Origin of the sequence: Gordonia liuliyuniae (assembly GCF_021739025.1) — a bacterium.
GTDB lineage: Bacteria > Actinomycetota > Actinomycetes > Mycobacteriales > Mycobacteriaceae > Gordonia > Gordonia liuliyuniae.
Map to the genome: position 1 here is coordinate 171924 of NZ_JAKKOT010000008.1, position 15200 is coordinate 187123.

Sequence of the window (15200 nt, forward strand, 5' to 3'; positions counted from 1 at the left end):
ATGACGACCGACCCGAATACCACCCTCGATCGACTGACCGGCGATCAGCTGGCGACGCTGGTGCCGGAGTTGTTGTTGACCGGGCAGCTGATCGACCGCAGCGGCATGGCCCATCTGATCTCGGCGTTCGGCCGGGACGGCATGGCGCAGGTCGCGATCGAAGAGTGGATGGCGGCGAGCCCGGTGTACACGGGACGAATGCGTGCCGCGCTCGGCATCGACGGCGACGGTGTCGTCGACATGTTCAAGTGCCTGCAGCTCGACATCGGGGCTCCGCCCCAGTTCATGGACTTCCGCTACCGCGTCGACGACGAATACCACGGGTCGTTCGTGCTCGACCACTGCGGCGCACTGCTCGACGTGGAGCCGATGGGCGAGGATTACGTCACCGCGATGTGCCACACGATCGAGGATCCGACGTTCGACGCGACCGCCATCGCGACGAATCGTCGCGCACGGATCCGGCCGGTGCATCGTCCGCCGCGAATGCCGGTCGACCGCACGCCGCACTGTGAGTGGGCGGTGACGATCGAACCCGACCGCGACGAACTGCCGTTGCCCGAAGTGACCAAGCCGATGCTGGTCCGCCGAGCGGCGACGGTCGAACTCAGCCCCATCGACCCCGCGTCAACCGACGGCCTGGTGGACTACCGTGGTCCGCTCGTCGCAGACCTGAACTTCGCCGAATGGTCGGCGTCGGCGTTGCGGCGCATCCTGGAGGAGGTGACCCTCCAGCATCAGCTGTTGGCGCTGGGATTCCTCGACTCGGTGCTCCGTCGCGCGGACGACGCCGCGGCCGACGACATCTTCGATAAACAGCTCATCGGGATTGCGGGCATCGCGTCCGAACGTGTGCGTGCCGCGGTCTTCGAGAACCGTTCGGACGCGCAGACCCTCGCCGACGTGCTGAACCTGAACCCGGTGTTCGGGCCGAGACAGTACACCGGCTTCCGTGCGGAGGCGGTCGACGACGAGCACGTCGACGTCCACATTCCGAACGACTCCGACGCGCTGGCCGACGGCGGGTGGATGCGTCTGCTCGCCGGCGGGCGGCTCGGCGCGCTGCAGTCCGCATCGACGGCGGTAGACCCGACATGGGTGGTCGGCGAATCGTTCGGCGGGCCGGTCGAGACGGTGATCCGGATCGGTCGCGGCGAGCCGCAGAGCGAACCCGGCGAGGTCGCGATCGTCCGGTTCTCCGGGGGCGCGTCGTTCAGTTTCGCCGACCGCGGTCCGTCACGGAGCCTCCCGCTGACCGTCGTGTGAGACTGTGTGAGGCTTCCGCGTCGAGATCTCAACGACGCTGTCGCTGCTTGCGGCCCTCACACATCGAAGCGGACGTCTGCCGTCGCGTGCGCGAGCAGCGTGCCGTCCTCGTCGCGCAGGTCGGCGTCGAACACCGAGAGGCGTCGTCCGAGTTTGATCGGGCTGACGCGCGTGTGGATGCGACGGCCGTCGACGGCGGGGGAGCGGAGGAAGGCGACAGTGAAGTCGACCATCTGGTACCTCTGGCCGGCGCCGGTGTAGAGCTGTGCTCCGAATGAGCACCCTTGGGCGACGACCGCGCCGATGACGCCGCCGTGCATGGTGCCCATCATGTTGCCCATCCACGCCGCGGTCTCGGTGGTGTAGGTGAGGCCGTCGTCGTCCGCGGCGGAGATCGATCCGCCGAGCATCGTGGCGATCGGGCCGATCGGGGCGCCCCGCCGGATCGCGTCGATCACTTCCCGGCCGGTGAGGCCCCCGGGCAGCGCGTCGACGATCGGTACGTCGTTCGGAGCCTGCGGTACCGCGAGGTTCAACTCGGCGGGCCCACTCGCCGCGCGTCCGACGCGGACGTTGCGTGCGAGACCCGAGCAGAGGACGCGTCCGCCGTCCCCGGTGATCTCGACGGTCGTCGTCCCGTAGCCGGGTGACGACATGCGCAGGTCCGCGGTGGCCTGCACGCGTTCGTCGACGTCCGGGCGGTCGAGCATCGCCATCGTCAGCCGGGACTGCAACGACGTGGCAGCGGGGTCCTCGATGAAGAATCGGTATCCGCCCAGGTCGTCGAACAGCACGGCGAGGGCCGGCAGGTCGATGAGCCCGCGGTGGTCGGTGACGCGGGAGCCGAGTGCCTGGTGCATCACCGCGCCGTCGAAGTCGACGTCCCGCCCTACGGCGAAGGCCGTGAACGGATCAGTGGGGGTCGCGCCGGTGGAGTTCGGGCTCATACCGATCTGTCTAGCAGGAGCAGTGGTGTGACCTGGGTCGCGGTGGGGGAGTTTCAGTGGATTCACTAAAACAATCAGGCGTGCTTGATTATTTTCTGATCGTGTGTGACGCTCATCGCGTGAGCATCGCCGACGATCTGCGCGCCGAATACGCCGCGCTCGACGCCCTCGTGGCGGACCTGAACGAGGACCAGTGGTCACAACCGACGCCCGCGCCGGGTTGGACCATCGCCCATCAGATCGGCCACGTCCTCTGGACCGACCGGGTGTCGCTGATCGCTGCCACGGACCCCGAGGAGTTCTCGGCGCAGGTGCTGGCCGTCGGTACGCAGGATCCGGCGGGCTTCGTCGACACCGCCGCCCGGATCGAGGCGGCGCGGCCGCCCGCCGACCTGCTCGCTGACTGGCGAGAGACACGGACCAGGCTCGTCGACGCGCTCGTCGCAGTGCCCGACGGTGTCAAGCTCCCGTGGTTCGGGCCGCAGATGTCGCCGTCGTCGATGATGACCGCGCGGATCATGGAGACCTGGGCGCACGGACTCGACGTCGCCGACGCGCTCGGCGTCGTCCCGGAGCCGACCGACCGGCTCCGCAACGTGGCGCACATCGGCGTCCGCACCCGCGACTTCGCCTACCTGGTGCACGGCCGCACGCCGCCGACCGATCCGTTCCGAGTCGAGGTGACCGCGCCCGATGGACAGATCTGGACGTGGGGGCCGCCGGAGGCGTCGAACATCGTCCGCGGATCGGCCCTGCACTTCGCCGAACTCGTCACGCAACGGCGCGCGCTCGCCGACCTCGACCTCGAGCTCATCGGTGACGACGCGGTCGAGTGGGCGTCGATCGCGCAATGCTTCGCAGGCCCGCCCGGACCCGGACGGGAACCCTCGCAGGAAGGACACTGAATGGCTCCCGACCCGACCTCGACGCCCGGATCGGTCCGGATCGGCAACGCGTCCGGCTTCTACGGCGATCGGCTCACTGCCGTCCACGAAATGCTCGACGGCGGACAACTCGACTATCTGACCGGCGACTACCTCGCCGAACTGACGATGCTGATCCTCGGCAAGGACCGCATGAAGGACCCGTCCCGCGGCTATGCCAAGACGTTTCTGCGACAGATGGAGACGAGCCTGGGCCTCGCCGTCGAGAAGGGCGTGCAAGTCGTGGTCAACGCGGGCGGTCTCAACCCCCACGGGTTGGCTGTCGCGCTGCGCGAACTCGCCCAGCAGCTCGGCGTCGACGCCCACATCGCATTCGTGAACGGTGACGACCTCGCGCCGCGGGCCGCCGAGCTCGGTCTCGGCACGCCGATCACGGCCAACGCCTACCTCGGCGGCTTCGGCATCAAAGCCGCCCTCGATCGCGGAGCCGATGTCGTCGTCACCGGCCGCGTCACCGACGCGTCGCTGACCGTCGGGGCCGCAGCAGCGGCCTTCGGCTGGGGCTACGATGACCTCGACGCGATCGCCGGAGCAGTCGTCGCGGGGCACGTCATCGAATGCGGAACGCAGGCGACCGGCGGCAACTACTCGTTCTTCTCCGAGATCCCGATGGACCGACCCCTCGGCTTCCCGATCGCCGAGGTCGCCTCCGACGGATCGTCGATCATCACCAAGCACGACGACACCGGTGGCGCCGTGAGTGTCGGCACGGTGACCGCACAACTCCTGTACGAGGTGCAGGGGCCGCGCTACTACAACCCGGACGCGACGGCGCTGCTCGACACGATCGCACTCGCACAGGCCGGACCCGATCGGGTCGCGATCACCGGCGTGCGCGGAGAAGCCCCGCCAAAAGATCTCAAGGTCTCGCTGAACCACCTCGCCGGTGTCCGCAACGAAGTCGACGTCGTGATCACCGGCCTCGACGTCGAAGCGAAGGCCGCGCTCTTCCAGAATCAGTTCGAAGCCGCGCTGCCCAGCCGCCCGGCCGAACTCACCTGGGAGCTGTCCCGACTCGACCGCGCCGACGCAGACACGCAGGAGCAGGCGAGCGCGGTGCTGCGGTGCGTCGCCCGCGACCCCGACCCTAAGGTCGTCGGCCGGCCGTTCAGCGCGACCGCCGTCGAACTGGCCCTCGCCAGCTTCCCCGGCTTCACAATGACCTCTCCTCCGGGCAACGGCGCGCCGTACGGCGTGTTCGAACCGGGTTACGTCGACGCCGGGCTCGTCGAACATCGGGTCAATCAGCCCGACGGCGTGTCCGTCCTCATCGAACCGTCACCGCTGCGCACCGAGCCCGGACGCGACCACAGCGTCCCCGACTCGGGCCCCGTCGACGACTGGGGTCCCACCCGAAGGGCGCCGCTCGGCGAGATCGTCGGCGCGCGCAGCGGCGACAAGGGCGGCAGCGCCAACATCGGCGTCTGGACGAAGGGCAGGGCCGAATTCACCTGGCTCGACCAAATCCTGACCGTCGACAACCTGAAGGAACTGTTGCCCGAGGTCGCCGACCTCACTGTCCACCGCTACCGGTTGCCGCAGATGAATGCGCTCAACTTCGTCATCGAAGGCGTGCTCGGCCGCGGCGTCGCCGAGAACGTCCGCTTCGACCCGCAAGCCAAAGGCCTCGGCGAATGGCTGCGGTCGAGGGTCGTCGACATCCCCGAACAGTTCGCGCGCTGAGAAGGGCCCGCCCCGCTCGCTGAGAACGAATCCCGCGCAACCCGCGGAACACGAGGTAAGGAGTATTACGTGCCCATCCCCAGTCCTCTGTGGGACAGTCCCGAACGTCTCGCGCTGCGCGCGAGCGTCGCCGGGTTCATGCATCGCCACATCATCGGTCAGCAAGACGGATGGGAGCAGACCGGTCTGATCCCGCGCGACGTCCACGGTGCGGCCGCTGAACTCGGACTGTTCGGTCTCGGTATCGCCGAAACGGTCGGCGGTTCGGGGGGCGACCTCATCGACGCGACGATCCTCGGCGAGGAGTTCCATTACCAGGGCGGGGCCGGCGGCGTGTTCGCGTCGTTGTTCACGCACGGGATCGCGCTGCCGCATCTGATCGCGGCGGGCGATCCGGCACAGATCGACAAGTGGGTGCGGCCGACACTCGAGGGACGTCTGATCGGCAGTCTGGCCATCACCGAACCGGGCGGCGGGAGCGACGTCGGACATCTCACGACGACCGCGGTGAAAGACGGCGACCACTTCGTCGTGAACGGAGCCAAGACGTTCATCACCTCAGCGGTACGCGCCGACTTCGTCGTCACGGCGGTCCGCACGGGTGGGCCCGGGGCGGCAGGCGTCTCGCTGCTCGTCGTCGAGAAGGGCACGCCGGGCTTCGAGGTGGCGCGCAAACTCGACAAGATGGGGTGGCGTTCGTCGGACACCGCCGAGTTGTCGTTCGTCGACGCCCGGGTGCCCGTCGAGAACCTGGTCGGACCGGAGAACTCGGGGTTCGCACAGATCGCGCAGGCATTCGTCACCGAGCGGGCGGCTCTCGCCGTGCAGGCGTACGCGAGCGCACAGCGCTGCCTCGACCTGACCCTCGAATGGGTCCGGGACAGGGAGACGTTCGGGAAGCCGCTCATCGCGCGGCAGTCGGTGCAGGACTCGGTGACCGAGATGGCTCGGCGCATCGACGTCGCTCGCACCTATACGCGCGCCGTCGTCGAGCGGAGAGTGCAGTCCGAAGACGATCTGATCGCAGAGATCTGCTTCGCCAAGAACACCGCCGTCGAGACCGGGGAGTGGGTGGCGAACAAGGCCGTCCAACTGTTCGGCGGCATGGGGTACATGCGCGAATCCGAAGTGGAACGCCAGTACCGCGACATGCGCATCCTCGGCATCGGCGGTGGGACCACAGAGATCCTCACCGGCCTGGCAGCGAAACGATTGGGGTATCAGGCATGACCGTACTCAAGTCCCGAATCGACACGGGTGCAGACGAGTTCATTGCGAACGTCGAAGCGATGAACGCGAAGCTCGCCGACCTGGACGTCGAATTCCGCACCGTCCTCGTCGGCGGTGGTGAGAAGTACGTGGAGCGCCACCGCAAGCGCGGCAAGATGACCGCACGCGAGCGCATCGAACTGCTGGTCGACGAGGACTCGCCGTTCCTCGAGCTGTGTGCGCTCGCCGCACACGGCTCGCAGTTCACCGTCGGCGCGTCCGTCGTCGTCGGCATCGGCGTCGTCCACGGCGTCGAGTGCATGCTGGTGGCGAACGATCCGACCGTCAAAGGCGGCACGTCCAACCCGTGGACGTTGCGTAAGATTCTGCGTGCCAACGATATCGCGCTCGCCAACCGTCTCCCGGTGATCTCGCTGGTCGAGTCGGGCGGGGCGGACCTTCCGACGCAGAAGGAGGTGTTCGTTCCCGGCGGACGACTCTTCCGCGATTTGACGCGGCTCTCCGCGGCGGGCATCCCCACCATCGCGCTGGTCTTCGGCAACTCGACGGCAGGCGGCGCATATGTCCCGGGCATGAGCGACCACGTCGTGATGATCAAAGACCAGTCGAAGGTGTTCCTCGGTGGTCCGCCGCTGGTCAAGATGGCCACCGGCGAGGTGAGCGACGACGAGGAGCTCGGTGGCGCCGAGATGCATGCGCGCGTGTCCGGCCTCAGCGACTACCTCGCCGCGGACGAACAGGACGCGCTGCGCATCGGCCGCCGCATCGTGGCCCGCCTCAACTGGCGTAAGCGGGGACCCGAACCGGTCGCCGTCGCCGAACCGCTGTACGACGCCGAGGATCTGCTCGGGATCGTGCCCTGCGACTTGAAGATCCCGTTCGATCCGCGCGAGGTGATCGCGCGGCTCGTCGACGGCAGCGACTTCGACGAGTTCAAACCCGATTACGGGAGCTCGCTGTGCACGGGGTGGGCCACCGTGCACGGCTACCCGGTCGGCATTCTCGCCAACGCGCAGGGCGTGCTGTTCTCGCAGGAGGCCCAGAAGGCGACCCAATTCATTCAGCTCGCCAACCGTAGCGACACGCCGCTGTTGTTCTTGCACAACACGACCGGTTACATGGTCGGCAAAGAGTACGAGCAGGGCGGCATCATCAAGCACGGGGCGATGATGATCAACGCGGTGTCGAACTCGACGGTCCCGCACATCTCGATCCTGATGGGAGCCAGCTACGGGGCGGGCCACTACGGCATGTGCGGTCGCGCCTACGATCCGCGGTTCCTGTTCGCGTGGCCGAGCGCCAAGAGCGCGGTGATGGGCGCGCAGCAACTCGCCGGAGTCATCTCGATCGTGTCCCGGGCCGCCACCGAGGCTCGCGGCGGCGTCGTCGACGAGGAGGCTGACGCCGGGATGCGCGCGATGATCGAGGCCCAGATCGAGATCGAATCAGTGCCGACGTTCCTGTCCGGGATGCTCTACGACGACGGGGTCATCGACCCGCGTGACACCCGAACGATTCTCGGCCAGACCCTGTCCGCGATTGCGACTGCCCCGATCGAGGGCACCAGCAATTTCGGCGTCTTCCGGATGTGAGGGAGAACTTCATGACACAGACCATCACCTCCGTGCTCGTCGCCAACCGTGGCGAGATCGCGTGCCGAGTGTTCACCACCTGCCAAGCGATGGGACTGCGGACCGTCGCCGTCTACTCCGACCCGGACGCCGACGCACCTCACGTGCGCATGGCCGATTCTGCTGTCGCCCTTCCGGGGTCGACGTCGGCGCAGACGTACCTGCGACCGGACAAGATCATCGCCGCCGCGCAGGCGGCAGGCGCCGACGCCATCCATCCCGGTTACGGATTCCTGTCGGAGAACGCCGAGTTCGCGCAGGCCGTCGTCGACGCGGGGCTGGTGTGGATCGGCCCGCCCGCCGTTGCGATCACGGCGATGGGTTCGAAGGTCAACGCCAAGGCCCTGATGGCGTCCGCCGGCGTCCCCGTCCTCACCGACATCGACCCCGACGCCGTGACGGAAGCGGATCTGCCGCTGCTCATCAAGGCGTCGGCGGGCGGCGGCGGCCGCGGTATGCGGATCGTCCGTGAGGTCGCCGAACTCGCGGACGCGGTGGCGGCGGCGCGCCGAGAAGCCGAGTCGGCGTTCGGCGACCCGACGGTGTTCTGCGAGCCGTACATCGAACGCGGCCATCACATCGAAGTCCAGGTGATGGCCGACGACCATGGAACCGTCTGGGCGGTCGGTGAACGCGAATGCTCCATCCAGCGGCGCCATCAGAAGGTGATCGAGGAGGCTCCGGCTCCGCTCGTGGAGCGGATCGGTCCGGATATGCGCGAACGTCTGTACGCGGCGGCGCGTCTGGCCGTGGAGTCGATCGGATACCGGGGCGCCGGGACGGTGGAGTTCTTAGCCGACGCCGGGAGCGCCGGGAGCGGGAAGTTCTTCTTCTTGGAGACCAACACTCGTCTTCAGGTGGAGCATCCGGTCACCGAGCTGACGACGGGAACCGATCTGGTCGCGTGGCAGATCCGCGTCGCCGAAGGGGAGGCGCTGCCCGAACGGGAGCCGGTCTCCGCGGGGCATTCGATCGAAGTCCGCCTGTACGCGGAGGACCCGGCGAACGACTGGCAGCCGCAGTCAGGCACGGTCACCTCGATCGACCTGCCTGCCTCGGCGCACTTCGAACAGTTGTCGAGGCCGGGGGTGCGCGTCGACTCCGGCGTCGCCGACGGCAGCGAGATCTCGACGTTCTACGACCCGATGCTCGCGAAGGTCATCTCGTGGGCGCCGACCCGGGAGCGTGCCGCCGCGATGCTGGCGCGTGCGTTGAGCGATGCGAAGATCCACGGCGTCGTCACCAATCGCGACATGCTCGTCAACACACTGCGCGACGAGACGTTCCTGTCCGGCGACACCGACACCGCGTACCTCGACACTGTCGGTCTCGACGTCCTGTCGGCACCGCTGGCGTCGCCCGAGGACGTCCGCGTCGCGGCTGTCGCCGCAGCGCTCGCGCAGTCGGCGATCAACCGGTCGACGGCACGCACGCTCGGTTCGCTGCCGTCCGGTTGGCGCAACATCGCCTCCGACTACCAGGTGAAGAGGTACACCGCGTGCGGGGGCGCAGCGGACGGGGACGAGATCGTCGCGCGGTACCGGTTCGGCAACTCGGGCGTCGAACTGCCCGACCTCCCGGAGTCGACGGTCGTGTCGGTCTCGTCCGACGAGGTGGTCATCGCGACTGGGGGTGTGACCCGTCGCTACACGGTGTCGGTCAGCACCGAACGAGTATCCGGTGCGCAGACGGTGAACGTCGACTGGCCGGGTGCGTCCGTCGCGTTCGCGCGGGTCCCGCGCTACGTCGACCCGGCGGCACAGGCCCGACCCGGGTCGTTGCTGGCACCGATGCCTGGGTCGGTCATCCGAGTCGCGGTCGCTGAAGGCGACGCTGTCACCGCAGGCCAACCGCTGTTGTGGCTCGAAGCTATGAAGATGGAGCACACGATCAGCGCCCCGTCCGACGGTGTCGTGTCGGTGTTGGCCGTCGAGCCGGGACGGCAGCTCTCCGTCGGAGACGTCCTCGCCGTCATCGCCGAACCCGACTAGTTGCCCTGACCAGCGCCACTTATCGGACTGGGCGCTTCGCCCAGCCGCACACCAACGAACAGGAATTCCATGACCTTCATCGAGAACGACGAGCGCATCGCACTGCGCGAAGCCGTCCGGGCACTCGCGAACAAGTACGGCCAGCAGTACTTCCTCGACTGCGCCGAACACGACCGCAAGACCGACGAGATGTGGCGTGAAGCAGGCGAACTCGGCTTCATCGGGGTGAACCTGCCCGAGGAGTACGGCGGCGGCGGGGCAGGGATGTACGAACTGTCGATCGTCATGGAGGAGATCGCGGCAGCAGGCACCGGGCTGCTGATGCTCGTCGTCTCGCCTGCGATCTGCGGCAACATCATCGCCAAGTTCGGTACCGATGAGCAGAAGCAGCAGTGGATCCCGGGTCTCGCAGACGGCAGCATCACGATGGCGTTCGGCATCACCGAACCCGATGCCGGATCGAACTCGCACAACATCACGACCACGGCCCGCCGGGACGGCGACGAGTGGATCCTGAACGGGCAGAAGGTCTTCATCTCGGGGGTGGACCAGGCGCAGGCCGTGCTGATCGTGTCGCGGACAGAGGACGCGAAGACCGGCCGCCTCAAGCCCGCTCTCTTCATCGTGCCGACCGATGCGCCGGGTTTCAGCTCCACCATCATCGACATGGACCTGAAGAACCCGGAGAAGCAGTTCACCCTGTTCCTCGACGACGTCCGGCTACCTGCCGACGCCCTCATCGGGTCGGAGGACGCCGCGTTGAGCCAGTTGTTCGCGGGTCTCAACCCGGAGCGCATCATGGCGTCGGCGTCGGCCGTCGGCATGGGACGTTTCGCGTTGGCGAAGGCCGTCGCCTATGCGAACGAGCGCACGGTCTGGAAGGCTCCGATCGGCGCGCACCAGGCGATCGCGCACCCGCTCGCCCAGTGCAAGATCGAACTCGAGATGGCCAAGTTGATGATGCAGAAGGCTGCGACCCTGTACGACTCCGGCGACGACTGGGGCGCGGCCGAACCGGCCAACATGGCCAAGTATGCGGCGGGCGAAGCCTGTGTGAAGACCGTCGACCAGGCGGTGCAGACCCTCGGCGGCAACGGTCTCACGGTCGAATACGGTGTGGCCGCGATGGTTCCGCTCTCGCGCCTGACCCGTATCGCTCCGGTGAGTCGGGAGATGATCCTCAACTTCGTCGCCCAGACGAGCCTGGGCTTGCCGAAGTCATACTGACGTCGGTTCTCGACCGGAACCTGCATCGGCCCCACTACCCAAGGACCCCCATGATCGAGACTCTCGTACGCACTGAGATCGTCGCCGCCGTCGCGATCATCACGCTGGATTCGCCAGACAACCGGAACGCGTTGAGTTCAGTTCTGGTGGCGCAGTTGCAGGCGGCGTTGGCGGGCGCGGCGTCCGACGACGCGGTCCGCGCGGTGGTGTTGACGCACACGGGCGGAACGTTCTGCGCCGGCGGCGATCTGAAGGAGGCTCTCGGCCGTGGACTGTCCCCCGAGGAGGCGACGGCGGAAGGCACGCAGGCGATGATCGAACTGATGGGGACGATGTTGGAGACACCGAAACCCGTGGTCGCTGTCGCGAACGGGCACGTCCGTGCGGGCGGGTTCGGGCTCCTCGGGGCCGCCGACATCGCGCTCGCCGGCCCGAAGGCGACGTTCGCGCTCACCGAGTCACGGTTGGGGCTCGCGCCGTCGATGATCTCTCTCGTCCTGGTGCCCAAGATGTCGGCGCGTGCGTCCGGCCGCTACTTCTTGACCGGTGAGACGTTCACTCCCGACCAGGCCGAGGAATTCGGTGTCGTGTCCCGTGCGCTCGGCTCGGCCGACGACCTCGACGCCGAACTCGACAGCATCTGTGAGGGCGTCCGAAGGTCGTCGCCGCAGGGACTCGCCGTGTCGAAGGCGTTGACCACCGCAGGCGTCCTCGCCGAGTTCCGCGCCGGCGCTCAGACGCGCGCCGCGGAGTCGGCTGCGTTGTTCGCCTCCGACGACGCACGCGAGGGCATGACCGCGTTCCTGTCCAAGCAGAAGCCGTCGTGGGATGTGAGCGCGTCGTGACCGCGTCGGCGCGCGAACCTCAGCAGGACCGGTCGCGGATCACCCGGGAGCGCCTGCTCGCGTCGGCCGTCGACATTCTCGCCGACCAGGGGTGGGCTGCCGCGACAGTCGCCCACGTCGCCGAAGAGGCGGGCGTCTCACGGGGAGCGGCACAGCATCACTTCCCGACGCGCGAAGCGCTGATCACTGCGGCGTTGGAGCAGATGTTCACCGACCTGACCGCCCTCGCCGCGGAGGACCTCGACGATCTTCCCCCGGGTCCAGAGCGGATCAGAGTCGTGGTCGAACGGGCCGTCGACATCTACGTGGGGCCGAACTTCCGTGCGGCGCTGCAGGTGTGGGCCGCCGCGGCCTCCGACGAAGCGCTGCGCGAACGAATTCTTCCGTTGGAGGCCAAATTCGCGCGCGCCGCGCACGCGATGACGCTCGCCGGACTCGACCCCGAGGGGACCGACCCGAACGCGCACCGACTCGTGCAAGCCACCCTCGACCTCGCGCGCGGTCTCGGCCTCGCGGGCACGCTGTCGGACGATTCGCGTCGGCGCGCCCAGGTGGTCGGGACGTGGGCGGACCAATTGACCGCGGCGCTCAGGCGCGACTGAACGACCTACAGACCTACAGGTCGCGATCCCAGCGGAGCTAAGCGAACGTGACGGTCGGCCCGTAGTCGGCGACCCGGTCGATGGCCTGCTGGCGGTCGGTGATGATCCGGTCGACCTCGTCGAGCGTCGCCACCCGTGCGAGCGCGCGCGCACCGAACTTGGAGCTGTCGGCGACGACGATCGACCGGTCTGCGGCGCGGATCATGGCCCGCTTGACGGGGATCTCCAAGGTGTTCGTGTTGGTAATGCCTGCGGTGGGGTCGATAGCGTCGGCGCCGAGAAACGCCCAGTCGGCCGAGTAATCGGACAGGAAGTCGACGGATCGTTCGCCGACCAGCGTAAACACCGATCCGAGGAGTTCGCCGCCGGTCACGAGGAGTCGGACGCTCGGCAGCGTGGCCGCGTACTTTCCGATGCGCAGGTCATTGGTGATGATCGTGATCTCGTGCTTGTGTCGTAGCTCGAGAGCGATCTGGAACGTCGTCGAACCGCTGTCGAGGACGACGGTCTGGCCGTCGCGCACCTCGGCGGCGGCCGCGCGGGCGATCGCGATCTTCTCGTGGCGTCGTTCGCCTTCTTTGACGGCGTACGGAATGTCGTTCGGCGCCCCGATCGTGCTCCGCGCGCCGCCGTGGGTCCGTTCGGCCTGCCCGGATCGCGCGAGAGCGTCGAGGTCACGTCGAATGGTCGACGCGTCGACGCCGAGATCGCGAGAGAGCGCTGCGGCCTCCAGGTATCCGTCGATTTGGAGTCGTCGCAGTATCTCCCGCCGCCTATCGTCAGCGGCCATCGAACATCCCACGGCGGGACGGCACGGATTCACTCATGCGTGAATATTGACATACCCGAAGACCGATCACATGATTACGTGCACAATGTGCGCGATTTCGTGCAATCGTTGGTGTGTTCCATAACGTCGCGTGGAGGAGTGCCTGGTGGAGATCGGTGTGATCGGCCTCGGCCGAATGGGTGCGAACATGCGTGATCGTCTCCGCGCGGACGGCCACACGGTGATCGGATACGACGCAGCCCCCGGTGTCGGCGACGTTGATTCGCTGCACGATCTCGTCAAGGGCCTCGCCGTTCCACGCGTCCTGTGGACGATGGTGCCTGCGGGCGCCCCGACCCGCGAGGTGATCGACGAACTGGCTGATCTGCTCACGGACGGTGATCTCGTCATCGACGGCGGCAACTCCCGTTTCACCGAGGACGCGGTGCACGCCGCCTCGCTCGGCGAGCGAGGCATCGCCTACCTCGACTGCGGAGTGTCCGGCGGGGTGTGGGGGAGGACCGAGGGTTACGGCCTCATGGTCGGCGGTTCGGCCGCCGACGTCCGGCGTGCGATGCCGATCTTCGACACGCTGCGTCCGGAGGGGCCGCGCGAGCGCGGTTTCGTGCACGCGGGCCCGACCGGGGCGGGGCACTACGCGAAGATGGTGCACAACGGCATCGAGTACGGACTCATGCAGGCATACGCCGAGGGGTACGAGCTGCTCGCCGCGGAGTCCCTCATCACCGCACCCGACGAAGTGATGCGGGCGTGGCAATCGGGCACCGTGGTCCGCTCCTGGCTTCTCGAACTCCTCGTCGCCGCTCTCGCCGACGACCCGGGGCTCGCTGAGATCACCGGGTACACCGAAGACTCCGGCGAGGGGCGGTGGACGGTCGAGGAGGCGATCGGTCACGCCGTGCCGACACCGGTCATCGCCGCTGCGCTATTCGCGCGGTTCTCCTCTCGGCAGGAGGAGTCGCCTGCGATGAAGGCTGTGGCGGCACTACGCAATCGATTCGGGGGACATCAGGTTCACACCGACCCGGAAGCAGGGAAATGATCAAACTCGGATACAAGGCGTCGGCAGAGCAGTTCGCGCCGCGCGAACTGGTCGAGCTCGCCGTTCTCGCCGAACAGCACGGCATGGATTCGGCGACCGTCTCGGACCACTTCCAACCGTGGCGACACAACGGTGGCCACGCTCCCTTCTCGATCTCGTGGATGACTGCGGTCGGCGAGCGGACGAGCCGGATCCAGTTGGGCACGTCGGTGATGACGCCGACGTTCCGATACAACCCGGCGGTGGTCGCGCAGGCGTTCGCGACGATGGGCTGCCTGTACCCCGATCGAGTCATGTTGGGCGTCGGCACGGGCGAGGCGCTCAACGAGATCGCGACCGGATTCGACGGTGAATGGCCCGCGTTCAAGGAACGGTTCGCGCGGCTGCGAGAAGCCGTCGAGTTGATGCGAGCGTTGTGGCGGGGCGAGCGCGTCGACTTCTCGGGCGAGTTCTACAAGACGAAGGGCGCGTCGATCTACGACGTTCCAGAGTCCGGGACGGTCCCGGTGTACATCGCGGCGGGCGGCCCGGTCGTCGCCCGATACGCCGGACGCGCGGGCGACGGTTTCATCTGCACCTCCGGCAAGGGCATGGACCTGTACACCGAGAAGTTGCTCCCGGCGGTCGAGGAGGGGGCGGCGAAGGCGGGCCGGTTCGACGACGTGGACCGGATGATCGAGATCAAGCTGTCCTACGACACCGACCCGCAAGTGGCGCTGGACAACACGCGGTTCTGGGCTCCGCTGTCGCTGACACCCGAACAGAAGCACAGCATCGAGGATCCGATCGAGATGGAGGCCGCGGCCGACGCGTTGCCGATCGAGCAGATCGCCAGACGGTGGATCGTCGCCTCCGACCCGGACGAGGCCGTCGCCCAGATCGCGCCCTACCTGGACGCGGGTCTGAACCACCTGGTGTTCCACGCCCCGGGCCACGATCAGCGCCGTTTCCTCGACCTGTTCGAGCGAGACCTCGCACCCCGACTGAGGGCGCTGACATGAG

General features: G+C 67.6%; 13 protein-coding genes. 11 read left to right on the plus strand and 2 right to left on the minus strand.

The annotated features are described in order from the left end of the window. Window positions 1-1266, plus strand: a complete 1266-nt coding sequence (locus L5G28_RS18135) for a hypothetical protein (RefSeq protein ID WP_237002743.1) — start codon at window positions 1-3, stop codon at window positions 1264-1266. Window positions 1267-1322: 56 nt separating this feature from the next. Here the strand turns inward: L5G28_RS18135 and L5G28_RS18140 are convergent, their stop codons facing one another. Then, a complete protein-coding gene (locus L5G28_RS18140) occupies window positions 1323-2213 on the minus strand; it encodes a PaaI family thioesterase (protein ID WP_237002744.1) in 891 nt (296 codons plus the stop codon). 119 nt (window positions 2214-2332) lie between these two features. Here L5G28_RS18140 and L5G28_RS18145 point away from each other — a divergent pair, with 119 nt between their 5' ends. From L5G28_RS18145 to L5G28_RS18180, 8 genes are all read left to right on the plus strand, one after another. Continuing rightward, window positions 2333-3118 carry a TIGR03084 family metal-binding protein gene (locus L5G28_RS18145; protein ID WP_237002745.1) on the plus strand — a complete coding sequence of 262 codons (786 nt, stop codon included), beginning with the start codon at window positions 2333-2335 and terminating at the stop codon, window positions 3116-3118. Beyond that, window positions 3119-4840 (plus strand): acyclic terpene utilization AtuA family protein, encoded by a 1722-nt coding sequence (locus L5G28_RS18150; protein ID WP_237002746.1) that lies wholly within the window; start codon window positions 3119-3121, stop codon window positions 4838-4840. A gap of 69 nt (window positions 4841-4909) precedes the next feature. Further along, window positions 4910-6070, plus strand: a complete 1161-nt coding sequence (locus tag L5G28_RS18155) for an acyl-CoA dehydrogenase family protein (RefSeq protein ID WP_237002747.1) — start codon at window positions 4910-4912, stop codon at window positions 6068-6070. After that, complete coding sequence (locus tag L5G28_RS18160) at window positions 6067-7662, plus strand: acyl-CoA carboxylase subunit beta (RefSeq protein WP_237002748.1); 1596 nt, start codon at window positions 6067-6069, stop codon at window positions 7660-7662. The genes L5G28_RS18155 and L5G28_RS18160 overlap by 4 nt, the downstream gene beginning before the upstream one ends. Before the next feature lie 11 nt (window positions 7663-7673). After that, window positions 7674-9692, plus strand: a complete 2019-nt coding sequence (locus L5G28_RS18165) for an acetyl/propionyl/methylcrotonyl-CoA carboxylase subunit alpha (protein ID WP_237002749.1) — start codon at window positions 7674-7676, stop codon at window positions 9690-9692. 69 nt (window positions 9693-9761) lie between these two features. Further along, window positions 9762-10919 (plus strand): acyl-CoA dehydrogenase family protein, encoded by a 1158-nt coding sequence (locus tag L5G28_RS18170; protein ID WP_237002750.1) that lies wholly within the window; start codon window positions 9762-9764, stop codon window positions 10917-10919. Between the two features lie 50 nt (window positions 10920-10969). After that, window positions 10970-11764, plus strand: coding sequence for an enoyl-CoA hydratase family protein (locus L5G28_RS18175; RefSeq protein WP_237002751.1), 795 nt, complete (start codon window positions 10970-10972; stop codon window positions 11762-11764). Beyond that, window positions 11761-12366, plus strand: coding sequence for a TetR/AcrR family transcriptional regulator (locus L5G28_RS18180; protein ID WP_236998982.1), 606 nt, complete (start codon window positions 11761-11763; stop codon window positions 12364-12366). The genes L5G28_RS18175 and L5G28_RS18180 overlap by 4 nt, the downstream gene beginning before the upstream one ends. A 37-nt stretch (window positions 12367-12403) precedes the next feature. Here the strand turns inward: L5G28_RS18180 and L5G28_RS18185 are convergent, their stop codons facing one another. Then, window positions 12404-13156 carry a DeoR/GlpR family DNA-binding transcription regulator gene (locus L5G28_RS18185; RefSeq protein ID WP_237002752.1) on the minus strand — a complete coding sequence of 251 codons (753 nt, stop codon included), beginning with the start codon at window positions 13154-13156 and terminating at the stop codon, window positions 12404-12406. A 145-nt stretch (window positions 13157-13301) separates the two neighbouring features. On the opposite strand from L5G28_RS18185, the gene gnd reads away from it, so the two are divergent. Then, window positions 13302-14198, plus strand: a complete 897-nt coding sequence (gene gnd, locus L5G28_RS18190; RefSeq protein WP_237002753.1) for a phosphogluconate dehydrogenase (NAD(+)-dependent, decarboxylating) — start codon at window positions 13302-13304, stop codon at window positions 14196-14198. Continuing rightward, the gene (gene fgd, locus L5G28_RS18195; RefSeq protein WP_237002754.1) at window positions 14195-15199 is read left to right on the plus strand and encodes a glucose-6-phosphate dehydrogenase (coenzyme-F420); all 1005 of its coding nucleotides are present in this window, start codon (window positions 14195-14197) and stop codon (window positions 15197-15199) included. The genes gnd and fgd overlap by 4 nt, the downstream gene beginning before the upstream one ends. Window position 15200: the final 1 nt, after the last annotated feature.